Below are 24571 nucleotides of genomic sequence, written 5' to 3' on the forward strand. Positions count from 1 at the left end.
TGGACCCTGGCTGGCGGGATTCTCTCAGGCCGAGTCCTTGATGCCGAGTGGGACCCAATCCATGGGGTGGGGTGTTCGCATCTCGCGTCCCTTCCCTGGCGCCGTGGTGATGGCGAGGTCATAGGAGACCGAATAGCGGGGTCCTCCCCCTTCATAGGGGAGCACCCGATGCCGAAGATCCGAAGGGAACAACAACAGCCGGTGGGGCGTCGGCGCGAAAACACCACCGGAGACGGCGGCATCGCGATAGGGAATCGCCATCACATGGCTGAAGTAATCGTCGGGAGCCTCAAATTCAAGCTCCCCACTCTCGTTCGCCGGATCTGCCAACACATAAAACACCGCACTCAACTGAGCATTGCGATGGCTGTGCAAATCAATTGTTCCGCCATCTCTGGCACAAACCACAGGCCAGGCTTTTTGGATGTGCGCCACAAGGCCGTGATCGTTCCCCAGGAGCGCACGGAGATAGTCCGACACGTGAACAGATAACTGAGCGTTCAGCCACTGGAACGCATCCATACGATGCAACTGATCCAGGCCGGCGTGGCCCAACAAATCTCCCGTGAGGTTGTTGCGATCGCTGAACTCAGGGTGCTGATACACCTGCGCGTCGAACTGCTCAAGCTGTTGCTGCATGGCTGCGGCCGTCGCGACATCCGGTTCAAGATCCGCCTGCAGAACGGGTGTTGGAAACAGCCAGTGCAGCGCCATTGAATCGATCAGGGCACGAGATCGTCCAAATCATGGTCAATGTTGTGGCGTCTGCACCACGCCACCACGGTGTTGACCAGAAGCATCGTGACCGTCATCGGTCCGACACCTCCTGGGACAGGTGAGAGCGCACCGGCGATCGACTCGATTTCATCAGCGCGAACATCACCGCATAGACCGCCTTCAGGCTTGCGGTGAATACCGACATCCACCACAGCCGCACCCGGCCGCACGTGGTCTGCCCCGATGAACTGGGGACGCCCTGCCGCCACAACCAGAATCTCAGCCTCCTGGGAGTGCGCCGCCAGATCTGCCGTGCGGGAATGGGCAATGGTGACGGTCGCGTTGGCCGCCTGAAGCATCAAGGCCATCGGTTGTCCCACAAGAATGCTTCGACCGATCACCACAGCGCGCTTGCCCGCCGGGTCGATTCCATTGCTGCGCAGCAACGCCATCACTCCTGCGGGGGTGCAGCTGCGCGGGCCCGGTTCCCCCTTAAGCAGCCGGCCGAGATTGAGCGTGTGCAGACCATCTGCATCCTTCTCGGGATCAATAGCCATCAGCAGTGGCCCCTCATCAAGGCCTCCAGGGAGCGGAAGCTGGAGCAGGATCCCATCCACCTCCGGGTTGGCATTCAGCCGTTCAATGGTCTGAAGCACGACCGCAGCAGGAGTGTCGCCGGGGAGGTGATCGCCAAAGCTGGCCACACCAATCCGAGCACAAGCCTTTTCTTTGTTGGCGACGTAGACGGCGCTGGCCGGATCCTCTCCGACACGCAGCACCGCTAACCCTGGCGGTCGCCCCACCTCAGCCAGACGCTGTTCGATCAGGGATTGAAGACGACGCTCCACATCCCTTGCCAGCACCTTGCCATCCAAACGCAGGGCCATGGCATCTCAGTCCACTGCGTCCAGCATGCCCTCTGGAGAGAGCTAGCGTGAAGCCGCTACGGGGTCCTTTTTGGTTCGCGTTCCACGGCTGAGCAGCCTCAGGAGGAACTGGCTGCGGCTCGAGGGCCCAGGGAGCCGCCTGCTGCGCTGGACGCGCTTGCAAGCCTTCGTCGTTCTGCTGTTGTGCCTATCTGTGGCGGCCGTCTCAAGCCTGCCTTGGCTGATCAAACCAGAACTCCAGCCGGGATCGCTGGCACCATTTGACGCCATCGCACCGAAAGATGTCCTGGTTCAGGACAACACCGCCCTTGAGCAGCAGCGCGCCTCTCTGGTGGCGCGATCAGTGGTCCAGGTCATCGATCAAGACCAGAACCAACGACTTAAACAACGCCTGGAACAGCAACTGCTTCAGCTGCAGGAGATCACCAACACCGGTTCGGGAGCCCGGATCGGGCCGGTCAACCTGTCCGAGCCGGAGCAGAAGTGGCTGGAACAACGCAGCGAACAGGAGCATCTCGCCTGGGATGTCGCGGTGCGAAGCACTGCAAATCGGATGCTCAGCCAAGGACTGGTCAGCAATCTGGCCGTTGAGCAATTGCGCCGGGCTGCCGACCTTCAACTGAAGGCTGTCGCACTGAAGGAGCCGGCGTCCCGATCCCTGGCCACCAAGGTGCTGACCAGCACCCTGCGCGGGAGCAGCAACCTGCGCACCGACCCGAACCTGAGCAAACAGCTGATCGAAGAGCAGCTGACCAAACAGGCCATCCCGACGATCCAAGTGCGCAAGGGAGATCTGATCACCCGCAAAGGCGAACCGATCAGTCCCCAGGCCTACGACGTGCTCGATTATTTCGGCCGCGTGCGCCGCGAACCCCAACCTTTGATTTGGTTTCAGCGGTTCGTGGAAGCTGCTGCTGGCTGCGCAGCAATGCTGTTGGTGATGCGGCGCGAACGGCCTGGCCTGGAGGTACGCCACGCCCTGCTGGCGGTGGGACTTCTTCTCCTGGTGCAGGTCGCCAAACTCTGGTTCAAGGGAACCGTGAGCCCGCTCGCCGTTCTGGTGCCACCCACCCTGGTGCTGGCTGAAGGTCTCGGTACAGGCTGCGGTTTGGTCTGGATGGGTGTAGCCGCTCTGCTCTGGCCGGAACCCGTGCAGGGTCTGGGAGATGGTCGCCTTCTTGTGGCAGCAACGGTCGCTGCAGCTGGTGCCTTGATCGCGGGCCGTCAACGCAGCCGCGGACAGCTCCTTCAACTAACGGTGCTGCTGCCGATCGGTGCCCTCGTGGGCCAATGGTTGCTGCTGCAACTACAGCCCCTCACGGGCCTGCGGCTCTGGGGAAGCCTGAATCCCAGCCTGGATGAACTAGCCACCGACACCCTGCTGCTCGGGGTGCTGCTGATGCTCAGCCTGCTGCTGATCCCCATTCTCGAGGGATCCTTCGGATTACTGACCCGGGCGCGGCTGCTGGAACTGGCGGATCAGGAACGCCCCCTGCTGCGGCGCCTCTCCTGCGAAGCCCCTGGAACGTTTGAACACACCCTGATGATCTGCGGCCTGGCGGAGGAGGGGGCGCGGGCCATCGGTGCGGACGTGGATCTGATCCGGACCGGCTCGCTGTATCACGACGTCGGCAAACTGCATGCGCCGGACTGGTTCATCGAGAACCAGAAAGATGGCCCCAATCCCCACGACGCACTGGACGATCCCCAGGCGAGTGCAGCGGTGCTCCAGGCCCACGTGGATGAGGGGCTGAAGCTGGCGCGGCGCCACCGACTGCCCCGGCCCATCGCCGATTTCATCCCTGAGCACCAGGGCACCTTGAAGATGGGCTACTTCTTCCACAAGGCCCAGGAGCGCGGCGGGGCGGTTGAGGAACGCCGCTTTCGGTACAGAGGCCCCGAACCTCGCTCCAAAGAAACAGCAATTTTGATGCTGGCTGACGGATGTGAGGCAGCCCTGCGATCCCTTCCTCCCGACACCTCTGATGCGCAGGCGGTGGACACGGTGCGACGAATCGTGGAGTCACGACAGCGGGATGGACAACTGCGCAAAAGCAGCCTCAACCGCAGCGAAGTGGAATTGGTGATCCGTGCCTTCGTACAGGTGTGGCGACGGATGCGCCACCGCCGCATTCCCTATCCGATTCCAGCGCGACGTTGATCGGCTGCTCCTTCATCGGCATCCAACAATCTTGCGCTGCAGCACAACGGCAGCCGGAACCAGGGTGATCAGGTTGGCGACCAGCACAGGGCCATCCTTGACCAGCAAGCCGTACAGCGACCAAAGCGCAACGCCACTGGTGAAGAGGCCATACATGCCCAACGAGATGGACTTGGTGTCACCACTGCGCAGCGTCTTGATGGCCTGCGGAAAGAAGCTGACCGTCGTCAAGCCTGCGGCCAGGTAGCCAACGAGTTCAGAACTCAGTTGCAAAGGGAACCTCCTGCGAGATCAAACGAACGCGTCGGTGGGTGAAGGGATGCCGAAAGCTCAAGGCCTGGGAATGCAGATGCAAGCGGAACGAACGAGCGGCATCCCCATAGATGGGATCACCAACGATGGGGTGTCCGAGCTCGGCCAGATGGGCCCGCAGCTGATGGGAGCGCCCCGTGAGCGGGCGCAGCCAGATCCGCGTGCCGTGGGCACAAGCAGCGCAGACTTTCCAAAGGGTTAGCGCCAGACGTCCCTCGGGATGGCGGCCGTAGCGCGGGGGTTGGCGTGACAGTCGTGCCAAGGGGCTAGCAATGCAGCCGCGGCCAAGGAGCTCCCCCTCAACATCCGCCTGGTACAGCTTGTTGATCCGACGTTCGGCAAATAGGGCACTGAGCCGCCGTAGGGCATCGGCACTCCTGGCCAGCAGCAGCACACCCGAGGTGTCGCGATCCAAGCGGTGAACCAATCGCAGACCTTGCTCCTTGCACTGCAATCGGGTGATCACGGAGTCCTGTTGATCAGGCCCGAGGCCCGGTTGCGTCAGCAGGCCGGCGGGCTTATCGACCACCATCAGCCAAGGGTCGAGCATCAGCAGCTTCAAGGGGAGAGTCGAGTGGCGCAGTGTTTTTCAAACAAGGCCACCACCTGGATGGGCGGCAGAGCCTGAACCAGCCTGGCTTCCGCCTCAACGTGATGCTGACTCGTGTGATACAGCTGCAACTCGTGAAAAGTATCCGGCTCAAAACGGCGGGCCTCCGCCATGTTTTTGGCCAACAACGGCGCGGGCATCAAGTTTCCGCCGTTACACGACTGCATCACATGGGCTGATTCGTGGGCCAGAACGACCCAAACAACCGATGGATCGTCGGGAAGGTTGTTGCCACACATCAAGAGGGCCTGCTTGCCCTCATGAAAGGCCCCCAGCAAGCCGGCAGGACAGTCAGGCGCCACCAGCGCATTGACGCCCGCCCGCTGCAGCAGCCGCAGGTAACTGGCGATGCGATCCCACGTTGACGCCTGAACGGCACCTCCCGTCAGGCTCATGACCAGCAGAGCCAACAACACCCCCCCGAAACCTCGACGCATGGGGCAGAGCAGCGCTGAACAATCTCATTGATCCCAAAAGCGACTCAAGCCGCGCCGAAACCCACTAAAGATCTATAGATTTTCAATCACTGAGGAGGTTCTCAACGGAAGCGACCTTCTCGGAGAACGACTGCTGCCGATCGGTTCGAGTGTTGAGCTTGAGGGTTGTGTAGAGCCGTGGGGCTCCCATGCCGTGCAACTCAACGTGACAAGCGCGCACACAAGCCATGACCTCCTCCCAGGGGCCTTCGATCGCGGTGCCATTGGGACCCAGCTGATGCTGAAGGCCCGTGGCAGCAATCACGCGTTCACAGGCGGCGATGTAGGGGGAAAGACTGACGCCAACGCCGATCGGCACAACGCAGAGGTCAACACTGACCCACATCAGTCCACCATCACGCTGGATTGGCTCAAGCAGCTGACCGGATAGTCGATGGTGCGCCAACTACCGCTGTCGGTTCGCACTTCAACTGCAATTCCCTGCTGTCCCATCGAACATCGAGCCCCTTGTCCAGTGCACCAATCACTGGCCTCGGCGAGAGCTAGTTCCAACGTGTCGTAAGGGGCATCGAGCACCGGATGAGGCTGACCGTCAAGGCCAACCAACCGGTAGCGGGAGCGATGTTTAGCCATCGCGATCCAATCCCGGAAGTGTCACCATTCTCCCATGTTCATGGCCCCGAATCATCCACACACTGGAGCCAGCAACATGGCGGCAACGACATGAGTGAGCAGCTGCAGCAGGCCTACAACAGCTTGATGGCCAAGGCCCCGGGGGCAGCGTTTCAGAAAGCTCGTGCCCTGTATCTCAACAAATATCCACTTCCCCAACCTGACAGCACTGTCCCACTGCGTCTTTACGTCTGCGAGGAGCAGCTTCAGGAATCCGTTCAGCCCGCCAACGACGGCCACCCGAATCACCGTCTGGCCATTCTCCAGTCACGACCGGGGCAATTGGCCGTGGTGCACTGGCAACAGCCCGATCCCCCTGAGACGGAACAACTCCGCAGCTACCTCCAAAACACCTGGGATCTCAACACGGACGAACTGAAGATCACGGCCCTCAGCGCTCCCTGGTTCAGAGACGGCGGTCATCAGAGCCGATTTGCAGCACCGGACGAGCTGGCCTGGCAACAACAAACCCTATTAACTCTCCAGGAGGGAAAAGAAAAGTAATTCCGCAGATCGAAGCAGACTGCAAGAACGCACCGCTAGCGATCAATTAGAGCCCCCTCTCAGCTAATGCTCACCAAGTACGCCGAACGCTACGTGCTGCGGTCCTCCTCAGCCGGCGGTTACCTCGGCGTCAATGCCGTTGATCAACACATCGAGCGGCAGCCATCCCTGGACAAGGCCTGGATTTTCCACACCCACGATGGTGCCGTCACCCACGCCCGCTGGATTGGAGAAGTGCACGGCGAAACACCGGACGTCGTGAAACTGGATCAATGAAAAGTGAAGCGTTGGTGGTCAGCCGTTAATGAAATTGCGTAGGCGACGCGATTCCGAGGCCTGATCCTGCTGAAGCTCCGCTGCTGTTCTGACGCGATGTTCACGCTGCTGTGCCGCAAAGACATCCGCCTCGGTCAAGACGTATCCGCGCTCGGCAGCGAGTGCAAGAAACTGCTCAAGATCCATAGGCTGTGCCAAGGCCTGGGCCAGTCCAGGATCGCTGTCACGAAGGTTCAGAAATTGATCCAGATCGTCGAGAGACATCACAGCAGCTCTTGTTGGAACATCCCATTCAAGTCAGCATCAGCCTGATTCGGGAGGTCGCATGCTGTTGAAACTGATCAGCTGCGGCAGCCTCGCTCTTGTGAGTGTTCTCGTCGTAACGCTGCTGAAGGGATTGAAACAGCAGGATCAACGCATCCATGCGCTGCAAGAACGGATCCATCAGCTGGAGCAACAAACACCAGACCATGCCCACAGCGACCTGCTCAGCCAACAGATGGGCTTGATGCAGGAACGCATGGATGCCTTTGCGGCCATGCGCACATCCATCAACTCATCCCTTCACAGCATCCCCGCTGGCATTGGGCAGGATGAAGCGCTGCAACAGCACGAATAGCAATAGAACCGGCAGGATTGACACCACCGATCCGGCCGCAACGATCCGCCAATCCAGTGAAAAGCTGCTGGACAGCTGCTGCAGACCCAAAGGGAGTGTGTAAAGCGATGGGTCGTCAAGAATCACCAGAGGCCAGAGAAAATCACTCCAAGTGCCGATGAAGACAAACATCGCCAGGGTGATGAGATCAGCTTTGGCAGCCGGGATCATCACGTTCCACCATTCCCCCAAGCGACTGCAACCGTCAATCCGTGCCGCCTCCTCGAGTTCCTTGGGAACGCCAAGAAAGCTTTGGCGCAGGAGATAAAGACCAAAAGCAGTGGCCGCCTGGGGGATCACCAAGGCCAGCAGGGTGTTGCGCAACCCCAACTGAACCATCAGCAGATACAGCGGAATCATCACCACCTGAAAAGGAATCAGGATCGTGGCCACCACCAAGCCCAGCACCAGGCCTCGGCCGGCGAAGCGCAACCTGGCCAAGGGGTAGGCGGCAAGGGAGCAGAACAGCAGGTTGGCCAGCACCGCCAGGCCACTCACCACGGTGCTGTTGAACAGATAGGTGGTGAGGGGATTGTCTTGAAACAGCCGGACGTAGGCATCGAAGCTCGGCTGGGCGGGCAACAACGCCGGCGGACTGCTGAAGATGTCTTCCGCCGGACCCTTGAGCGAGGTGCTCACCAACCAGAGCAACGGCGTGAGCACCAGCAGCGCAAGAAGAATCAGCAGCACCAGCTGAACAGCCCGGGCGGTGGAGGTGCGCATGGGGTCGGCTCTAGAGCGTCGGTCGGGTCTCCAGAACAACAGGATCCTTCTGCGGATGCAATGACTGGCGCTCCTCACCGGCCACCAGGCGATTAAGAGCATTCACAAAAGCCATCGCCGCTGCCACCACCACATCGGTGTCGGCAGCGTGGCCGGAATAGAGCGCACCGTTGCGTCGCAGGCGGATGGTCACATCGCCCATGGCATCGATGCCCTCGGTAACCGACTTAACCGAAAACTCGATCAATTCATTGGGCACACCCGCCAGATCATTCAAGGCACGACAGACGGCATCCACAGGACCGGTGCCCACCGCCGAGCCTGTGGTCTCACTGCCCTCTTCATCCAACAGCGTGACGGTGGCAGTGGGGCGCAGGCTGCTTCCGCAGCTGACCTGAACCAGCTTCAACTGAAAGCGGGCTTCAGGCTGCTGCACCTGTTCGCTGACAATCGCCTCCAAATCTCGGTCCGTGATCTCGCGCTTGCGATCAGCCAGTTCCTTGAAGCGAGCAAACGCCTCATCGAGATCGTCGCGGGTGAGGTCATAGCCCAGTTCCTCCAGACGGGCGCGAACGGCACTGCGACCACTGAGCTTGCCGAGGGAGATGCGGTTGTCAGACAACCCCACGGTCTTGGCATCGATGATTTCGTAGGTCAGCCGGTTCTTGAGCACGCCGTCCTGGTGAATGCCGGATTCATGGGCGAAGGCGTTCGCACCGACGATTGCCTTGTTGGGCTGAACAACCATCCCGGTGAGATTCGAGACCAGCCTGGAGGTCTTGGTCAGCTCTTCGGTGCGTACGGCCGTCAGTGGCGTAGGGCTTTCCTCATCCCGTCCGAAGAACGGGTTGTAGTAGCGACGCCGCACATGCAACGCCATCACCAACTCCTCGAGGGATGCATTGCCGGCGCGTTCGCCAATGCCATTGATCGTGCATTCGAGCTGACGGGCGCCGTTCTTGACCGCTTCGAGGAAATTCGCCACCGCCAGACCGAGATCGTTGTGGCCATGCACCGAGATCACGGCATCGGCGATGTTGGGCACGTGCTGATTGATGCCCGCGATCAGAGCACCGAACTCCGACGGCGTGGTGTAGCCAACGGTGTCGGGAATGTTGATCGTGGTGGCACCCGCAGCAATCGCCGCCTCAATCACCTCGTAGAGGAACTCCGGATCACTTCGCCCTGCGTCTTCACAGGAGAATTCAACGTCTTCCACAAGCGAGCGGGCATAGCTCACCATCTCGGGAACAATGCCCAGCACATCGGCACGGCTTTTGCGCAGTTTGTGCTCGAGGTGAATGTCGCTGGTGGCAATAAAGGTATGAATGCGGCGACGCGGCGCCGGTGCAACCGCATCGGCGCAGGCCTTGATGTCTGCCCTCGATGCCCGGGCCAGACCGCAAATAATCGGACCGTTGTCCCCACCGACCTGCTGGGCGATCCGCTGCACAGCGGCAAAATCACCGGGACTGGCGAAAGGGAATCCAGCCTCGATCACATCCACGCCGAGCCGAGCCAGCTGCTGGGCGATGGCCAGCTTCTCCTCAAGGTTGAGGCTCGCCCCCGGAGACTGCTCACCATCCCGCAGGGTGGTGTCAAAAATCAGGACGCGACCGGGGTCCTTGGCCATGGAAGGGGCTCCAGCGGAGGTCTTAGTCGGAATGACTATGAGTTAACTCATCTTAGTTCAGGCATGGAGATGGAATCGGATTAAATTCAGCCACCGTTTGGGCTTGTTCGTGACCAAAGGCGCTGTCGCCCTGGTGTTGCATGCCCATCTGCCCTACGTGCGATCGGCAAAACCAGGCTCTCTGGAAGAGGACTGGTTTTTCCAGGCACTGATTGAGTGCTACCTGCCCCTGCTCGAAGCGCTGGAACAGGCCAGCGCAGACCCAGAGCAACACCCCAAACTCACCATCGGCTTATCGCCGACGCTGCTATCGCTGCTGAGTGATCAAGACCTCAAGCAGCGCTTTCCCCAGTGGCTGAACGAGAGGCTCGCGCTGCTGCCGAAGGCGGATCCTGCGCTCCGCGATGGCGCCGAGCATCTGGCGGCGTCCATCAAGCGACACAAAGCGGCATGGCAGGACTGCGATGGTGACTTGATCCAGCGTTTCGCAGCCCTGCAGCGCCAGGAGGTGGTCGATCTACTCACCTGCGGCGCAACCCATGGCTACCTCCCCCTGCTGCGCCATCACCCGGAAGCGGTGCGCGGTCAACTGCGCACCGCGGTGCGGGAACACCAGCGCCTCGTCGGGGAATCGCCTCTGGGGATCTGGTTGCCTGAATGCGCCTATTACGAAGGGCTGGATCGCTGGATGCGCGATGCCGGGCTCCGCTATGCCGTGCTGGACGGCCATGGGCTGCTGCATGGCCGGCCCCGGCCCCGCTACGGGGTGTACGCCCCGATCTGCAGCCGTAATGGGGTGGCCTTCTTCGGGCGTGACAGTGACGCCACGCTGCCGGTGTGGTCGGCCAAGGATGGCTACCCCGGCGATCCCCACTACCGGGAATTCCATCGCGATCTGGGCTGGGACCTGCCGATCGAGGAGCTCAAGCCCTTGGGGCTCGACCAACCGCGACCGCTTGGCCTGAAGCTGCATCGGGTGACCGATCACAGCGCACCGCTGGACCGGAAACAGCCCTATGAACCGGGGGTGGCTGTTGAACGGGTGAAAGAGCATGCAGCGGATTACCTGCAGGGCCGTCGGCGGCAGCTGGATCAGCTGAGCCGCGCCATGGATGTGCAGCCGCTGCTGGTGGCCCCCTTCGACGCCGAACTGTTTGGCCACTGGTGGTTTGAAGGGCCCACCTTTCTCAGCCAGCTGTTCCAACAGGCTCCCCAGGAGGGGGTGAGCTTCACCCGGCTCCGCGATGTGCTGAACAGCGTTGGCCAACTCCAACTCTGCGATCCCTGCCCCTCCAGCTGGGGACAGGGGGGCTATCACGACTACTGGCTGAACGACAGCAACGCCTGGATCATCCCCGAGTGGGAAAAGGCCAGTGCCGCGATGGTGCAGCGCTGCAGCCGCGGGGTGGGCAGTGAGCAGGCCATGCAGTGGCTGCAGCAAGCCGCTCGGGAACTATTGCTGGCGCAGTCGTCGGATTGGAGCTTCATCCTCCGGGCCGGCACCACCACCGAACTGGCCAAAGAACGGGTGCAACGCCACCTGGGCCGCTTCTGGCAACTGATGCAAGCGATCGACGGCACTGCAGAGCTACCGGAGGGTTGGCTCGAGGAGGTGCAGATGGATGACCGCCTGTTCCCGCTGATTCAGCCGTTGGACTGGGCCCCGCTCCAGCCCCCGGCACAGCCTTCTGCACCCAGCGCATAAAAAAATGCCTCCCTCATTTGGGGGAGGCGTGGGTGTTCAGCACTCCCTCAACTGAGGGATCAGTCGTGCATCAGAACTGGCCCAATCAGAACTGGAACGTCACACCCCCGCTCGCACGCCATGTCGTGCCGCGGTCGCTGGCCCAAAACTCCATGCCGCCCCGGCCATACAGCTTCACGGAGACGCCGTTGAAGTTCTGCACCGTGTAATCCAGCCCTGCCTCAATCAAGGCGCCGTTCTCGGTGCCCAGCTGTGACTCGAAATCCACCGTTTGGTTGGTGAACTTGTAGCCAATCTCCTGGCCTTCGTTCGCCTGGTTCCAATCCGCCAGCCACGCCGCCCGCAGACTCGGCACCAACAGCGCACGCTCACCAGTGCGGATCGGCACCGACAGCTTCATCCCCAGCTCCGTCTCAGCAAAGTTGGTGGTGCGGCTCTTGTACTTCAGCCGCAGGTTCTTCTCCGTTCCATGGCTTTCCGAGAAACCTTGCTCGTGGTTGCGGGTCCACACCACCTGGCCCTGGGGTTCCAGCACCACGCCACCGGTCTTGAACGGGGCACCGATCCGCAGTGCTCCCAGATAGCTGGTGACGCTCTTGTCACCCTTCGCAGTATTCCCGCCCAGATCCTCGTTGATCCTCAGGATGTTGCGGGACTGTTCACCGCTGAATTCACTCGCCCCCAGCAGGCCCTGCACATAGAAATGGCGAGTGGAGTACTGGGCCGTTAAACCACCTCCCCAGCCCTCGGGGTTCCAGCTGCCGCCACCAGTCTCACCACTGTGCTGATGCACATTCAGATCGCCGTAATTCGCATAAGCACCGATCTGGAATGACTCACTCAGCGCCACATCCACACCAAAGCTGGTGCCGTAGGCATCCAAGCTGTAGTCGTTGTAAAGAATTGACGACTCATCAGCCCGGCTGTTGCCGCCGAATCCCTTCACCCAGGCGCTCACGCCATCACGCTTGGCCAAATCCAGCTCATCGTCCTCCTCATCGACAAGGCTGACGCCGTCGAACTCAACAACAACAGCGTCTTCCTCAACCTCAATCGCAACAGCAGCCTCGCCGTTCACCGCAGCATCAGCAACCTCAACCTCAGCGTCCTCGCCTCCTGCAACTGCTCCTTCCACATACTCAGCCGCTTCTCCATCACTGAGCTCATCAGCCTTCAGCCACAGCGGTTGTACAGGGGCCGCCTCCTCAATCACGGCCTCCTCAACCGCAACGCTCTCCTCAACAACCTCTTCTGCGATCAACAGCTCCTCGAACTGACGCAACGGCTGCCGTTCAAACACCGCATCCACCAGCAGGTTGTTATGCAGCGCCAAACCGCGGCCCGCTGCATCCACATTCCGCGGCGCTAAGCCGCTTCCCACCAGCCGAGCCAATTCGCCGTAATCAAAGCTAAAGGCCAGATCAATTTCCTCATCCTCAACGCCATCAAGCAGAGCGTCGATGATCTCCCCTGCCACCTCTTCTTCTTCCTCCCAGGCTTCATCTTCATCACCGGGGATATCACTGATCACATCACACAAATCATCACCCACTTCACAGCCCGGTAGCTGATCTAATTCACCATCGCCATCATCATCGGGGTCCTTTTCATCCGGGATGCCGTCGTTGTCGTCGTCCTTATCGATCACATCAGGCTCACCATCGCCATCGGTATCCGGCAGCTCATTACTCACCAAGCAATCATCGCCCTCGCATGGCTTCTCAGGTTCGGGATCAATAACATCTGGCAAGCCGTCATCATCAGTATCTGGCAGCTCATTGCTCACTTTGCAGTCATCGCCCATACATTCAGGGTCAGGCTCTGGTTTCGGGTCCGGGTCCGGGTCCGGGCAACCCGGGCTAGCTGGGTGAAGCTGGCAATCGATCTGTTCTTCACTCTTGGCTTCAACAACAAGATTAAGCGATCCCTCTTTGAGATATCCCTGGTACATGGCAGAGGCACCTGTAACAGCATTGGCTTCACCAAGACCTTTAAATGGATACTCGACATCATTCACAATCAAAACAGTATTCTTGGCCAGCTTCTCTTCATTAGAAATCTCGCCATCGATAATGCTCCAGGTCCCTTCAGGCTCATTACCTGAAATGTCAGTAATCACATTCAGCGTGCCTTCATCGTAATCAAATTCTCCACCATTTTCAATTTGGATCGGTGCTTCATCATCTTTGTCAAACACATAGGCATTGATCTTTCCATTATCTAAATCGAGATCTTTGACTTTTAAAGGGTTACGAGTACTGACACTCAGCTCTGCATTAGCGCTCACAAGCTGGATATCATTGATTTCAAAGTCACCCGTAATATTTTTTGGCAGCAATGCTAGATCAAGGTGGCCTGATCCACCTATTTTCACGGCCGATTCTTTCGGGATTGCAGTGAGGCTTCCAGCGGTTAGATCACCATTAACAATCTCAGTATTGCCTTTATAGGTATTTTTACCAGAGAAGATTGTCTTGCCTTCACCCACCTTCCTGAACTTACCAGCACCATAAATTTCTCCCGAAAACTCGGAATCCAGCTCACCTGCTCTCAAAGTCTCTAACTCGGCAATCTCTATATTTCCATCTCCAGAAATTGAGCCAACAGTGTCTGATGAATAGACATTGTAGTAAGCATTTTTCTTGACAATGACTTCTGTTGTATTAGGAAGATTGCCTGTAACAGACAGCTGACCATCTTCAATGGTCGTTGAGCCTTCATAAGTACTTGCCCCCGACAATATTAATTCCTCAGATCCAGACTTGGACAAACCGCCTTTACCTTTGATCCCCCCGGAGACCTTCAAGGGGCCATCCGCTTGAATCGATACTTCATCATCGATGACAAATCCTGAGTCGAGAAAAGCTTCATCATCATCCTTGCCATTCTTAAGAGTTCCACCTTTGAACACAAGATCATCAATCGATACTGAATTTCCGTAAAGATCCAAGGCACCATCCTTCTTAACAATCACCTTGCTAAGGATCTCGCCTCCCTTCAGATTTTCTTCAGCGAAGTAATCTCCGAAGCCATTATCCGAAGTCAGCCTTGCCGTACCACGAACAACATCAATCGTGATTGCATCGACATCGGCATAGCCACCCTCGCCGCCAAACTCCCATACCACTTTGCTGTCATCGTACGGCCCCTCTTGATCTGCACCTACCTGCCAAGTTTTTAAATTGGGGAAATCATTTGCTTCATTAAAGCTATAATTATCATCATTCCAACCTAGAATTGCAACCGACATTTCATCAGCATCGCCTACTCGTATACGATCACTTCTTTTTCCAGCTAGAATAATTCGTTCAAGACCAAATCGCGAATCTTCATCAGGATCACCAACCCCCCACTTAATAGAATAGCTGCGATTTACAACAGACTCATCCCTTTCGTTCAATGATATAAATTCTGCAGACGGAGAGACCTGGAAGGAAGACAGCGAAACGTCTTGGTCTATATACATAAGTTCATCATCATTAAGTACTTGAATAGTTCCATAATTCAAAAACTTATCGACTTTAGATCCTTCGTAGCCATAAATATCGAAAGCACTATGAGCAGAAACAAATTTCGTATAGTTTTCGAAACTTTCAGCATTGGCATCATAAAACCTAACCCCTTCCCATACTCCTGCGTCTGAGCCCGACCCAACACGACCGAGATCCAGACTTGAGTCGAAAATTATGCGACCAAAGTTATTGCCAGACTTATCTTCTGAATCACCATAACTCGAATACAAGAAATCAGTTAATGCGTGAAATTTACCCTTATAAGTAAGATTGAGAGGATCGCCGTCTGCGTAGTGTTTATACAAGTCAGAAATTTGGCCCATATATTCTATATCTCCACTACGCTTTCCGCCCTGAATGACGAGATGATTAACATCTCCAGCCTTGTATTCAACCGTAAATGGATTGAAATCGTATTCCCCCACTCGGTAATCCTCCTGAGCGAGATCCAACGTTGCGGTTTTTCCATCAATTTCAAGCTCTAATCGCCTCCTCTCCTCGTCGAACACTTCAATATTCGCCAATGCAGATGGCGCTCCTATAAGAGACGCAGAAAGAAGCGCAGACATTGAGGCCAATGAAAACACAAGAGCTTTCTCAAATTTCATCAGCCGAAAACAGTAGATTTTCTTCTTCTAGACAAAAACCAGTGGCACGACAACAAACTCGTGATACACAAAAAGCGAGTCTCATTGGTCTTGTTATGAGTTCAAGGTCTTGCTCTAGGAGCTTCAAAAAGTGAACCCTTTGATGCATTGGATGAGTGAGCAGATCTCGAAGTTCGCGAGATATTTCACCCCTTTTCCCTCCAGACGCCCGAATTGAAGTAACATTAAAGAGGCTAAACTCGAAACTCTGAGCGCTGGAGTTTGAACGCAGCGATTGTTGGTGAGGCATGCAACACAAGGGGGATGGCCAACATTCAAGTTTCAGAGCGTTTTGGCTATGCCAACTGCACTGATCTCAAAACCCCGGCACCTGATCCTGAGCCGCCCCTAGCACCAACCCCCGCCGCAATTCCCAAGGCGAAAGGGCAAACAAACGCAGCATCACCCCCATCAAGCGCGGCAGCGGCAGGGTGTTGGTGAGGAAGCCAAACCACTCCTCTCTAGGCAGCGAAAAGAAGGTGGCGAAGTGGGTGCGCAACAACGCTTCGTTGAAGCCCATCAAGCGACCCAAGCCGAATTGATAGAGCTGGTGGCGCAGCACCAGTTCGATCGGCCAAAGCGCCTGCCAGCCCCGTTGCGCCAAGCCCGCTGATCCGAGGGCTGGATTGACAAGGGCTTCGGCAATGGCCTGGGCCAGATCTGGGCCCCGACGCAACAGCGAGCCCACCATGTATCCCGACGCGGGATGCACCATGCTCGCCGCCCCACCAAAAGCCAGCACCGGCTGACGGCGATCGGGCAGCGGCAGGTTCATCGGGAAGAGGCAAAACTCCTCATGGATCACCTCGGTGATCTCCACGCCCCGCTGATCCAAGCGCTGCTGCAGCCGTTGCTTGAGCACGTCGTAGGGAACACCCGGTGCCAAAGCGAGTGAGGTTTCTTCCACGAAGAACACCCCATCACCAAAATCCATCGCATAGAGAAAGGTGGGCGGTTCACGGCGCTGCGCTTCGCTGAGGTGATCGCAGCGGTAGTCCATCAACACAAACCGTCCCGGCTCAATCGGCGGTTTGGAAAAACGCCCCACCACGCCATAGGCCGCCTGGCCCGCCACCGGCCCCTGATCCGGCCGGCGAATGTGGGGCGTGCGCGAACCAGAGGCATCGATCACCAAGCGCGCCTGCAACGTGGTTCCCGATGCGCAGCACACGTTGGTGGTGGAGCCATTCACGTCCACCCGCTCAACGGTGTCTTGATGCCAGACCACCCCATCAGCCCGCGCCAGCCAGTAGTGCTGTAAGGCAGCCCGATCGAACAAGCCGTAGTCAATTCCATGGCCATAGCTCTGATCCTGAGCCGTTGTGCCGCCTGCGCCGAAATAACTGACGGTGTCGTTCCAGCGGTGCTCCAGCAGCTGCTCGAGCCCCACCGCTTTGAGTTCATCGGCCCAGATGCCGTAGGTGTTTGGCCAAGGAGCGTCGACCGGTTCGGGAGCGATGCCGGCAACAGCCACTCCCCGTTGATTCAGTTCAGAAGCGATGCAAAGGGCGGCAGGACCGCCCCCCAGCACCAGCACATCCACCGGCTCAGCCAAGGTCAGCTGTCCTGCGCGTCTGATCCGGTGTCTTCCGATGCAGTGGTGTCGTCGTCAGCAGATTCGTCTTCCGCTTCTGGCGGCACCAGCACCACCTTGAGCAGCCGGTCACCTTTGTCCAGCTTCTGCAGACGAACACCCGTGGCAGCCCGCGACTGCTGGGGAATGGCATCGGCGCTGGTGCGCACGATCACCCCCTTCTCGCTGACGAGGAGCAATTCCTCACCGGCACCGAGCACGCTCAGGCCCACTAGCTGATCGGCCTCGGTGCGGAACTTCATCGCCCGCAGGCCCATGCCGGCCCGCTTCTGCAAGCGGAATTGCGTCACCGGCACCCGCTTGCCCAGACCCGAAGCCGATGCCACGAGCACCCAGGGCCCCTCGGTGGCGGCATCCTCTTCTTCCTCTGCGCTGGCGGCCACCTGATCGGCGAGTTCCACCGGAAGCACATCCATGCTCACCAGGGCATCGCCATCGCGAAGGTTCATCGACCGCACGCCGCGGGCCGTACGGCCCAGGGGCCGCAACTCCTCATCACTGAGGCGGAAGTGGATGGTCATCCCGGCTTTGGAGCCGATCAAGACGCTGTCGCCGGGCACCGCCAGGCGCACCCAGGTGAGGGCATCGCCTTCCTCCAGGTTGATGGCGATCAGACCATTGGAGCGGATGCTGCTGAAGGCCGAAAGGCGGGTGCGTTTGATGAAGCCACCTCGCGTAAGCATCAGCAGATCGGTGTCGTCGCTGAACTCCGAAACCGGAATCAACGTGGTGATCGCCTCTTCCCGGGGAATCGGCAACAGCTGCACCACCGGGGTGCCCTTTGCCGTGCGGCTGCACTGGGGCACGCGGTAGGCGGGAAGCGCGTACGACACACCGCGGTCGCTGAACAGCACCAAGGTGTCGTGGTCGTTGCAGCTGATGAACAGCTTCACCGCATCCTCACCCTGGCTGCGGGTTCCGGCCTTGCCGCGGGTGCCGCGGCTGGTGGCCTCAAATTCGCTCACCGGCATCCGCTTGAGGTAACCGGTCTCAGTGAGCAGCACCACCGAACGCTCATTGGCGATCAGATCGATGTCGGAGAGCCCACCGCCGAGGTCAAGGATCTCCGTGCGACGAGGGATGGGGTAGCGCTCCTGCAGCTGACCGAGCTCGTCCTGGATGATGCCGAACACCCGCTCACGCCGGCCAAGGATGTCCTTGTAGTCGGCGATCTTGGTGACCAGATCCTCGTGTTCAAGACGGATCTTGTCGGCCTCCAGAGCCGTCAGACGACGCAGCTGCATCTGCAGGATGGCGTCGGCCTGGATGTCGGAGAGGCCATGGCGTTCCTGCAGCTGTTGGCGTGCAGTTGCCGTATCGGGAGCGGCCCGGATCAAGGCAATGATCGGGTCCAGCTGATCGAGCGCCAGCAGCAGGCCCAGCAGGATGTGGTCGCGCTCTTCGGCCTTGCGCAGCAAGTAGCGGGTGCGGCGCTCGATCGTCTCGACCCGGAAGTCGAGGAACACCTCGAGCATCTTGCGCAGGGTGAGCAGGATTGGCTCGCCATTCACCAGCGCCAACATGTAAGCGCTGAAGTTGCTCTGCAGCGGGGTGAGCTTGAACAGGTTGTTCAGCACCACCTGCGGGTAGGCGTCACGGCGCAGCTCCACAACGATCCGCATGCCATCGCGGTCGCTTTCGTCGCGGATGTCGGAGATGCCCTCGAGCTTTTTGTCGTTGACCAGCTCTGCGATGCGCTCGATCAGCGCCGCTTTGTTGGTCTGATACGGCAACTCCGTGATGATCACGGCATCGCGATCGGGGCGTCCCGGCACCTCGAGCGTTTCAATATTGGCCACTCCGCGCATGGTCACCGAGCCGCGGCCGCCCAGGTATGTCTCGCGGATGCCTTCACGCCCCAGGATTTGACCACCGGTAGGGAAATCCGGGCCAGGGATCAGTTGGATTAACTCCTGATCGGTGATCTCCGGGTTCGCGATCAACGCGAGTAAGCCATCAATCAGCTCATTGAGGTTGTGAGGCGGAATATTGGTCGCCATGCCCACGGCGATGCCCGCTGAACCATTCAGCAGCAGCTGCGGGATGCGAGCAGGAAGCACGGTCGGCTCCTGCTGGGAGCCGTCGAAGTTATCGGCGAAATCAACCGTCTCCGCCTCGATGTCCTCCAGGAGGCTGTCGGTGGTCAGCGCCCGCAACCGCGATTCGGTGTATCGCATGGCCGCCGGTGGATCGTTGTCCACCGAGCCGAAATTGCCGTGCCCATCAATCAGGGGCATCGACATGGAGAAGTCCTGGGCCATGCGCACCAGGGCGTCGTACACGGCGGTGTCGCCATGGGGGTGATATTTGCCGAGCACTTCGCCCACCACACGGGCGCATTTGCGGTAGGGCCTGTCGCTGGTGAGGCCCAGCTCATACATCGCGTAAAGAATCCGTCGATGCACGGGCTTGAGACCATCGCGGGCATCGGGCAGAGCCCGGCCAACGATCACACTCATCGCGTACTCCAAATAGGAGCGCGACATCTCGTTGCGTAGGTCCGTCTGAATAATCCGATCGTCGGAACCGCCAGGACCGCCGCCGACAGGCCCCACAGAATCCGTCATACGTGCATCAGACGTCCTTTAACAGTCTATCTCGGACAGTGGAAGCAACAGGAAAACTCCGGATAAAATCCCAACCGCTTTGCACTGACGTGATGGGTCCTGTCGACGAGCCTCGCCCTGAAGCCGAAACCCCAGGCAGCGACCCCACGCCAACTCCTGCTGCTACCCCCGTTAGTAGTCCGGAGCCAGCACCAACACCGGCACCAACCCCCGCGCCTACGCCAGCACCAACACCTAAGCCCACGCCAGCACCGGCACCAACCCCCGCGCCTACGCCGGACCCTGTGATCGCGTCCACCGTCTCCATCCCTGCGCAGGACGCTTCAGATCAGGACGGCTCAGATCAAGACGGAGGTGAATGGGAGCTGCTGGTGGGCAAGGCCAAAGCCTGGGTGGAGCAGAACGATCTTGCTCAGCTCTGGACCAAAGCCCAGTTGCCGCTGCGGGTGATTGGAGGGTTGATTGCCTTCGCCCTGGTGGCGAAGGTGTACTCCGGTGTGCTCAACACCATTGACAGCCTTCCTCTGGCTCCAGGCCTTCTTGAGCTCGCCGGCCTGATCTGGTTGATGAATTTTGCTCTTCGCAACTTGATCAGGAACAGCGACCGGGACAAATTCATCACGGCCACCCGGTCAACCTGGAGCCGTATCACGGGCCGCTCGAGCTGAAGCGATCATCCCGATTGGTAGCTTGATCAGACTTCATTAAGTCGCGCGGTGGACATTCAGCTCGGACGCTCAAAGACCGTTCGCCGGGCCTACGGAATCGATGAAATCGCTCTGGTGCCTGGGGGTCGCACGGTTGACCCCGAGGTCACAAACACCCGTTGGAAACTCGGGGGCATCGAGCGGGAGATCCCCATCATCGCCAGCGCCATGGACGGCGTGGTGGATGTGGACATGGCCGTCCGTCTGTCCCAGCTCGGCTCCCTTGGCGTTCTCAATCTGGAGGGGGTGCAAACCCGATATGAAGACCCCAACCAGGTTCTGGATCGCATCGCAGCCGTCGGGAAGGACGAATTCGTCCCACTGATGCAGGAGATCTACAGCCAACCGGTTCAAGAAGTCCTGATCCGCAAACGCATCCAAGACATCAAGGCCCAAGGAGGCATTGCCGCCGTGAGCGGAACCCCGGTAGCTGCTCTGCGTTTCGGCAAGGCCATCGCCGAAGCAGGAGCCGATCTGTTCTTTGTGCAGGCCACCGTGGTTTCGACGGATCACATCGGTCCTGAAGGCCAGGAGACCCTTGATCTCAAAGCCCTCTGTCGCGACATGGGCGTCCCCGTGGTGATCGGCAACTGCGTCACCTATGACGTAGCCCTGCAACTGATGCGTGCTGGTGCGGCGGGCGTGATGGTGGGAATCGGACCGGGTGCCGCCTGCACCTCCCGCGGCGTTCTCGGTGTCGGAATTCCACAGGCAACAGCGGTTTCAGACTGCGCGGCCGCCAGGGCCGACTACGAAAAGGAGAGTGGTCGCTATGTACCGATCGTTGCTGACGGTGGCATCGTGACCGGTGGTGACATCTGCAAATGCATCGCCTGCGGGGCTGACGCGGTGATGATTGGATCGCCCATTGCCCGCGCGGACGAAGCCCCCGGCCGGGGCTTCCACTGGGGCATGGCAACGCCAAGCCCGGTGCTGCCTCGCGGCACCCGCATCAATGTTGGGAGCACAGGAAGCATCGAACGCATTCTCCGCGGCCCTGCCAAGTTGGACGACGGAACCCACAACTTGTTGGGGTGTCTCAAAACATCCATGGGAACCCTTGGTGCCCGGACCATCAAAGAGATGCAGCAGGTCGAGGTGGTCGTTGCGCCTTCATTGCTGACGGAAGGGAAGGTTTACCAAAAGGCCCAGCACCTCGGGATGGGCAAATAGAGCAGAGCTAGGCTGAAGCGTGTGCGGGCTTAGGCCCACACACTCCTCACACCCCCCAGCCCGGCGCGATCGGGCTTTCACTCTTGATGGAGAGCGACTGTCACAAGTTCCCTTCTTGACAGGGAAGGGCTGTGTTTTCGCTCGAAACGGTTGCTAAATTCTCCCTAATTCTTCCTGCTCATATGTCTAGCGCCGCTGCCGTTACCGATGCTTCCTTCGAGCAAGACGTACTCCAGAGCGACGTGCCGGTTCTTGTGGACTTCTGGGCGCCCTGGTGCGGACCCTGCCGGATGGTGGCTCCGATCGTCGAGGAGATCGCCAAAGAATTTGACGGACAGATCAAAGTCTTCAAGCTCAACACTGACGAAAATCCCAACGTTGCCAGCCAGTACGGAATCCGCAGCATTCCAACCTTGATGGTGTTTAAGGGCGGTCAGAAGGTCGACACGGTTGTGGGCGCTGTTCCCAAGGCAACCCTGTCGGGCACCATCTCCAAATACCTCTGAATCTGTCTCCAGATCGGAGAGATCGGTTGAGTCTGAACCTCGGGTTGATCGATTACGGCATGGGCAACCTCCACTCAGTGGAGAAGTGCCTAGAGCGTCTTGGTGAAAGCTGCAGGCTGATCAAAGACGCTGACCAGCTCGATGGCATTGATGCTCTGATCCTTCCTGGGGTAGGGGCTTTTGATCCCGCCATGGCCAACCTCAGGGCCACAGGGCTAGTGCCCCACTTGCTGCGCTGGGGTCATGACAATCGCCCCTTGCTTGGGATCTGTCTCGGCCTGCAGCTGCTGTTCGAACACAGCGACGAAGGAAGCGATCCCGGCCTCGGTCTCCTGGCCGGAAAGGTGAAACGTCTCCCCCGTGGCAGCGGCGAACGGATCCCCCACATGGGCTGGGCCCCGTTAAGGCATCACGGCAATTGCCCACTGCTCAACAGCGAAATCCCCTCTGAATGGGTGTATTTCGTCCATAGCTACGCCGCAGTTCCCACCGATCGGAATGACTTGAAAGCCACGGCCGCCTTCGGCGATCAGGAGGTCACTGCTGTTGTCTGGAAAGGCCGGTTGGGAGCCTGTCAGTTCCATCCGGAGAAGTCGTCTGATGCCGGAGAACAAATGCTGCGACGCTGGTTGACCTGGCTGCAGCGCGGGGCCGAGCCCATCCGATGAGCGGTGGCGGGCAACTTCGGCTCAGCGGCGGTCGACGTCTGCAAAGCCCTGGAGGACGCGCCACAAGACCCACCACCTCCCGTGTCCGTGAGGCGGTGATGAACATCCTCGCGCCGCGCTTGCAAGATTGCCGCTGGCTGGATCTATGCAGCGGCAGTGGGGTGATGGGCTGCGAGGCGCTGCAACGGGGTGCACGCTGCGTGGTGGCCGTCGACCAAGACCCGCAGTGCATCCGTATCACTCGCGCCAACCTCAGCACGGTTGCAGCTGGTTGTTCACCGACGCCCGAAGTGCGCACAGAACGTCGAGAACTGATCGGATGGCTGCGCAGAGGATGGAGCAAAGACCCCTTCGATATCGTCTACTTCGACCCTCCCTACGACCAAGGCCTCTATGAACCGGGCCTTGATGCGCTCGCCCAAGGGAATTGGCTTCACCAGGACTCTCTCGTAGTTTGCGAACACAGATCCAACCTGAATCCCGTACCGGGCTCAGGCTGGTCGGTTCTTGATCAGCGCCGCTACGGCATCAGCGGAGTGCTGCTGCTCAGCCCCCCAGAGCACTGCCACCGCGGCGGTACTGGTTCCAAGCCGCCACAAACAGACCCATCAGGGTGACGGGAATCAAACCAAGAACGATGCCGCACAGCAGAGGTTCGATCATGGTGTCGCGTCAGCAATCAGAATTGAGCAGAATTCTCTCATTGGAACTCAAGGTCTGTGGTCCAGCCGTCACGAATTGCGGCCGAATCAGCATCAGCTGATTCGGCCGATCGAGGGCGCGGCCTGATCGCCGCTCTTGTGGTCTCGGCCGCGACCGCTTGCGTCGTACTACTGCTCTGGGTTCTTGGGAGTGCCCAGCGAGATCCCTACATCAAGGCCAGCCTTGAACTGCAAGGTGCCGTTGACCACGGCGGCCAGCTGTTCCGCATCAACTGCGCGGGCTGTCACGGTCTGGCCGGCCAAGGACTGGTCGGACCTTCTCTGCAGGGCGTCAGCAACAACGTGAAGGACCCAGCCTTGGTTCACCAGATCATCAGCGGCGAAACACCACCCATGCCGAGTTTTGAGATGGAGCCGCAATCAATGGCCGACCTACTGGCCTACCTGCACACACTCAGCTGAGCCGGTGCCTTGAATGCCGTCGTTGTGCTGGTCGAGCCTGCCGGCCCTCTGAACATTGGAAGCGTGGCCAGGCTCTGCGCCAATTTCGGTGTGAGCGAACTGCGGCTCGTGGCCCCCCGCTGTGACCATCTCTGCGAGCAGGCCGTGCAAATGGCGGTTCACGGGCAATCGCTGCTTGACGCCGCAGCGGTGTTTCCTGACCTACTCACAGCCATCAACGACTGCCGACGCACCGTGGGCAGTTGCGGACGTCTGGACCATGGCGAGATTCCTCTACAAGATCCCGAACAAGCCCTTGGATGGCTGTTGGCCAGCGATGGCAGCGCATCCAGCGCAAAGGCGCCCGTGGCCCTCGTGTTCGGGAGAGAGGACCGCGGCCTTAGCAACAGTGAGCTGAGGCTCTGCCAGAAAGTTCTGTGTTTACAGAGCGGTGAGGCCTATCCCTCCCTGAATCTGTCCCATGCCGTGGCTGTGGTTCTGCATGAGTTAACCCGTCTCAATAGTGCGGAGACAGAAGCTCGCAGCATCGCCCCTCCATCTCCTGACCCGGCAGCCGCAAAAGCGCTGTCAGCGTTGCTGGACGATGCAACAGACCTCCTGCTGGAGGCGGGTTTTCTGTTGGAGCACACCGCCTCAGCGCGCATGGCCAAAGTGCAGGATCTGCTGCAACGCGCGACGGTGCGCGCCGAGGAAGTGGCTCTCCTGCGGGGCATGGTGCGCCAACTGCGCTGGGCCATCCGCACCAAGCGCCCCTAATCTCTGCCGCATAGTCACGGCT

General features: G+C 59.2%; 25 protein-coding genes and 1 pseudogene. 12 read left to right on the forward strand and 14 right to left on the reverse strand.

The genetic code is table 11. The features are described 5' to 3' along the window. Positions 1-24: 24 nt before the first annotated feature. Both DXY29_RS12250 and folD read right to left on the reverse strand, forming a co-directional pair. Positions 25-714, reverse strand: coding sequence for a TIGR02466 family protein (locus DXY29_RS12250; protein ID WP_115025297.1), 690 nt, complete (start codon positions 712-714; stop codon positions 25-27). A gap of 8 nt (positions 715-722) precedes the next feature. Beyond that, positions 723-1604 carry a bifunctional methylenetetrahydrofolate dehydrogenase/methenyltetrahydrofolate cyclohydrolase FolD gene (gene folD, locus DXY29_RS12255; protein WP_115025298.1) on the reverse strand — a complete coding sequence of 294 codons (882 nt, stop codon included), beginning with the start codon at positions 1602-1604 and terminating at the stop codon, positions 723-725. 70 nt (positions 1605-1674) lie between these two features. Between folD and DXY29_RS12260 the strand changes: the two genes are divergently transcribed. After that, a complete protein-coding gene (locus DXY29_RS12260; protein ID WP_115025299.1) occupies positions 1675-3765 on the forward strand; it encodes an HDIG domain-containing metalloprotein in 2091 nt (696 codons plus the stop codon). 12 nt (positions 3766-3777) lie between these two features. On the opposite strand, the gene DXY29_RS12265 is transcribed toward DXY29_RS12260, so the two are convergent. The 5 genes from DXY29_RS12265 to DXY29_RS12285 form a co-directional block, all read right to left on the reverse strand. After that, complete coding sequence (locus tag DXY29_RS12265) at positions 3778-4038, reverse strand: SemiSWEET family sugar transporter (RefSeq protein ID WP_370631216.1); 261 nt, start codon at positions 4036-4038, stop codon at positions 3778-3780. Further along, positions 4022-4627, reverse strand: coding sequence for an RluA family pseudouridine synthase (locus DXY29_RS12270; RefSeq protein ID WP_244279393.1), 606 nt, complete (start codon positions 4625-4627; stop codon positions 4022-4024). Before DXY29_RS12270 ends, DXY29_RS12265 begins: the two co-directional genes overlap by 17 nt. Positions 4628-4635: 8 nt before the next feature. Then, positions 4636-5124, reverse strand: coding sequence for a hypothetical protein (locus tag DXY29_RS12275; protein WP_115025300.1), 489 nt, complete (start codon positions 5122-5124; stop codon positions 4636-4638). 82 nt (positions 5125-5206) lie between these two features. After that, positions 5207-5509, reverse strand: coding sequence for an MTH1187 family thiamine-binding protein (locus DXY29_RS12280; RefSeq protein ID WP_115025301.1), 303 nt, complete (start codon positions 5507-5509; stop codon positions 5207-5209). Beyond that, positions 5509-5757 carry a hypothetical protein gene (locus tag DXY29_RS12285; RefSeq protein WP_115025302.1) on the reverse strand — a complete coding sequence of 83 codons (249 nt, stop codon included), beginning with the start codon at positions 5755-5757 and terminating at the stop codon, positions 5509-5511. The genes DXY29_RS12280 and DXY29_RS12285 overlap by 1 nt, the downstream gene beginning before the upstream one ends. 90 nt (positions 5758-5847) lie before the next feature. Between DXY29_RS12285 and DXY29_RS12290 the strand changes: the two genes are divergently transcribed. Continuing rightward, on the forward strand, positions 5848-6300 hold the full coding sequence (locus tag DXY29_RS12290) for a hypothetical protein (RefSeq protein ID WP_115025303.1): 453 nt from the start codon (positions 5848-5850) through the stop codon (positions 6298-6300). A gap of 66 nt (positions 6301-6366) precedes the next feature. Continuing rightward, on the forward strand, positions 6367-6576 hold the full coding sequence (locus tag DXY29_RS12295) for a hypothetical protein (protein WP_115025304.1): 210 nt from the start codon (positions 6367-6369) through the stop codon (positions 6574-6576). 18 nt (positions 6577-6594) lie between these two features. Here DXY29_RS12295 and DXY29_RS12300 read toward each other — a convergent pair whose 3' ends face one another. Beyond that, entirely contained in the window at positions 6595-6840 is a 246-nt protein-coding gene (locus DXY29_RS12300; protein WP_115025305.1) for a Nif11-like leader peptide family natural product precursor, read from the reverse strand. 61 nt (positions 6841-6901) lie between these two features. Between DXY29_RS12300 and DXY29_RS12305 the strand changes: the two genes are divergently transcribed. Next, entirely contained in the window at positions 6902-7195 is a 294-nt protein-coding gene (locus DXY29_RS12305) for a hypothetical protein (protein ID WP_115025306.1), read from the forward strand. Here DXY29_RS12305 and DXY29_RS12310 read toward each other — a convergent pair. Together DXY29_RS12310 and DXY29_RS12315 are read right to left on the reverse strand one after the other, a co-directional pair. Further along, complete coding sequence (locus tag DXY29_RS12310) at positions 7133-7957, reverse strand: carbohydrate ABC transporter permease (RefSeq protein WP_115025307.1); 825 nt, start codon at positions 7955-7957, stop codon at positions 7133-7135. The two genes, DXY29_RS12305 and DXY29_RS12310, sit on opposite strands and share 63 nt — an antisense overlap. 10 nt (positions 7958-7967) lie before the next feature. Continuing rightward, a complete protein-coding gene (locus DXY29_RS12315; protein ID WP_115025308.1) occupies positions 7968-9590 on the reverse strand; it encodes a 2-isopropylmalate synthase in 1623 nt (540 codons plus the stop codon). A 109-nt stretch (positions 9591-9699) separates the two neighbouring features. On the opposite strand from DXY29_RS12315, the gene DXY29_RS12320 reads away from it, so the two are divergent. After that, entirely contained in the window at positions 9700-11295 is a 1596-nt protein-coding gene (locus DXY29_RS12320; protein ID WP_115025394.1) for a glycoside hydrolase family 57 protein, read from the forward strand. Between the two features lie 85 nt (positions 11296-11380). On the opposite strand, the gene DXY29_RS13895 is transcribed toward DXY29_RS12320, so the two are convergent. From DXY29_RS13895 to gyrA, 3 genes are all read right to left on the reverse strand, one after another. Then, a complete protein-coding gene (locus DXY29_RS13895) occupies positions 11381-15376 on the reverse strand; it encodes an autotransporter outer membrane beta-barrel domain-containing protein (RefSeq protein WP_170952226.1) in 3996 nt (1331 codons plus the stop codon). Between the two features lie 394 nt (positions 15377-15770). Continuing rightward, positions 15771-17009 carry a lycopene beta cyclase gene (gene crtL, locus DXY29_RS12330; protein ID WP_115025310.1) on the reverse strand — a complete coding sequence of 413 codons (1239 nt, stop codon included), beginning with the start codon at positions 17007-17009 and terminating at the stop codon, positions 15771-15773. 2 nt (positions 17010-17011) lie between these two features. Then, positions 17012-19615, reverse strand: coding sequence for a DNA gyrase subunit A (gene gyrA, locus DXY29_RS12335; protein ID WP_115025311.1), 2604 nt, complete (start codon positions 19613-19615; stop codon positions 17012-17014). Between the two features lie 92 nt (positions 19616-19707). On the opposite strand from gyrA, the gene DXY29_RS12340 reads away from it, so the two are divergent. The 5 genes and pseudogenes from DXY29_RS12340 to rsmD form a co-directional block, all read left to right on the forward strand. After that, positions 19708-20283: a CAAD domain-containing protein gene (locus tag DXY29_RS12340; RefSeq protein ID WP_115025312.1), complete on the forward strand. Its 576-nt coding sequence runs from the start codon at positions 19708-19710 to the stop codon at positions 20281-20283. A gap of 48 nt (positions 20284-20331) precedes the next feature. Beyond that, complete coding sequence (locus DXY29_RS12345) at positions 20332-21495, forward strand: GuaB3 family IMP dehydrogenase-related protein (protein WP_115025313.1); 1164 nt, start codon at positions 20332-20334, stop codon at positions 21493-21495. 182 nt (positions 21496-21677) lie between these two features. After that, positions 21678-22001, forward strand: a complete 324-nt coding sequence (trxA, locus tag DXY29_RS12350; RefSeq protein WP_006851354.1) for a thioredoxin — start codon at positions 21678-21680, stop codon at positions 21999-22001. Positions 22002-22027: 26 nt separating this feature from the next. Further along, positions 22028-22669, forward strand: coding sequence for an imidazole glycerol phosphate synthase subunit HisH (hisH, locus tag DXY29_RS12355; RefSeq protein ID WP_115025314.1), 642 nt, complete (start codon positions 22028-22030; stop codon positions 22667-22669). Continuing rightward, a pseudogene (gene rsmD, locus DXY29_RS12360) lies at positions 22666-23199 on the forward strand (16S rRNA (guanine(966)-N(2))-methyltransferase RsmD); the annotation flags it as partial. The gene hisH and the pseudogene rsmD, both read left to right, overlap by 4 nt. A 16-nt stretch (positions 23200-23215) precedes the next feature. On the opposite strand, the gene petG reads toward rsmD, so the two are convergent. Continuing rightward, on the reverse strand, positions 23216-23332 hold the full coding sequence (petG, locus tag DXY29_RS13765; RefSeq protein ID WP_071823076.1) for a cytochrome b6-f complex subunit V: 117 nt from the start codon (positions 23330-23332) through the stop codon (positions 23216-23218). 56 nt (positions 23333-23388) lie between these two features. Between petG and DXY29_RS12370 the strand changes: the two genes are divergently transcribed. Both DXY29_RS12370 and DXY29_RS12375 read left to right on the forward strand, forming a co-directional pair. Then, a complete protein-coding gene (locus DXY29_RS12370) occupies positions 23389-23793 on the forward strand; it encodes a cytochrome c (protein ID WP_115025316.1) in 405 nt (134 codons plus the stop codon). A 9-nt stretch (positions 23794-23802) separates the two neighbouring features. Further along, a complete protein-coding gene (locus DXY29_RS12375) occupies positions 23803-24549 on the forward strand; it encodes an RNA methyltransferase (protein WP_115025317.1) in 747 nt (248 codons plus the stop codon). Positions 24550-24571: the final 22 nt, after the last annotated feature.

The organism is Synechococcus sp. UW69 (assembly GCF_900474185.1).
GTDB lineage: Bacteria > Cyanobacteriota > Cyanobacteriia > PCC-6307 > Cyanobiaceae > Parasynechococcus.

Excerpts from the sequence above, each read along its gene's own strand:
- DXY29_RS12280 (WP_115025301.1), bottom strand. The coding sequence starts at position 5,509 with ATGTGGGTCAGTGTTGACCTCTGCGTTGTGCCGATCGGCGTTGGCGTC.
- DXY29_RS12300 (WP_115025305.1), bottom strand. The coding sequence starts at position 6,840 with ATGTCTCTCGACGATCTGGATCAATTTCTGAACCTTCGTGACAGCGAT.
- DXY29_RS12285 (WP_115025302.1), bottom strand. The coding sequence starts at position 5,757 with ATGGCTAAACATCGCTCCCGCTACCGGTTGGTTGGCCTTGACGGTCAG.
- DXY29_RS13895 (WP_170952226.1), bottom strand. The coding sequence starts at position 15,376 with ATGTCTGCGCTTCTTTCTGCGTCTCTTATAGGAGCGCCATCTGCATTG.
- DXY29_RS12275 (WP_115025300.1), bottom strand. The coding sequence starts at position 5,124 with ATGCGTCGAGGTTTCGGGGGGGTGTTGTTGGCTCTGCTGGTCATGAGC.
- DXY29_RS12305 (WP_115025306.1), top strand. The coding sequence starts at position 6,902 with ATGCTGTTGAAACTGATCAGCTGCGGCAGCCTCGCTCTTGTGAGTGTT.
- DXY29_RS12315 (WP_115025308.1), bottom strand. The coding sequence starts at position 9,590 with ATGGCCAAGGACCCCGGTCGCGTCCTGATTTTTGACACCACCCTGCGG.
- gyrA (WP_115025311.1), bottom strand. The coding sequence starts at position 19,615 with ATGACGGATTCTGTGGGGCCTGTCGGCGGCGGTCCTGGCGGTTCCGAC.
- DXY29_RS12295 (WP_115025304.1), top strand. The coding sequence starts at position 6,367 with ATGCTCACCAAGTACGCCGAACGCTACGTGCTGCGGTCCTCCTCAGCC.
- DXY29_RS12290 (WP_115025303.1), top strand. The coding sequence starts at position 5,848 with ATGAGTGAGCAGCTGCAGCAGGCCTACAACAGCTTGATGGCCAAGGCC.
- DXY29_RS12310 (WP_115025307.1), bottom strand. The coding sequence starts at position 7,957 with ATGCGCACCTCCACCGCCCGGGCTGTTCAGCTGGTGCTGCTGATTCTT.
- DXY29_RS12270 (WP_244279393.1), bottom strand. The coding sequence starts at position 4,627 with ATGCTCGACCCTTGGCTGATGGTGGTCGATAAGCCCGCCGGCCTGCTG.
- DXY29_RS12340 (WP_115025312.1), top strand. The coding sequence starts at position 19,708 with ATGGGTCCTGTCGACGAGCCTCGCCCTGAAGCCGAAACCCCAGGCAGC.
- trxA (WP_006851354.1), top strand. The coding sequence starts at position 21,678 with ATGTCTAGCGCCGCTGCCGTTACCGATGCTTCCTTCGAGCAAGACGTA.
- petG (WP_071823076.1), bottom strand. The coding sequence starts at position 23,332 with ATGATCGAACCTCTGCTGTGCGGCATCGTTCTTGGTTTGATTCCCGTC.
- folD (WP_115025298.1), bottom strand. The coding sequence starts at position 1,604 with ATGGCCCTGCGTTTGGATGGCAAGGTGCTGGCAAGGGATGTGGAGCGT.
- DXY29_RS12250 (WP_115025297.1), bottom strand. The coding sequence starts at position 714 with ATGGCGCTGCACTGGCTGTTTCCAACACCCGTTCTGCAGGCGGATCTT.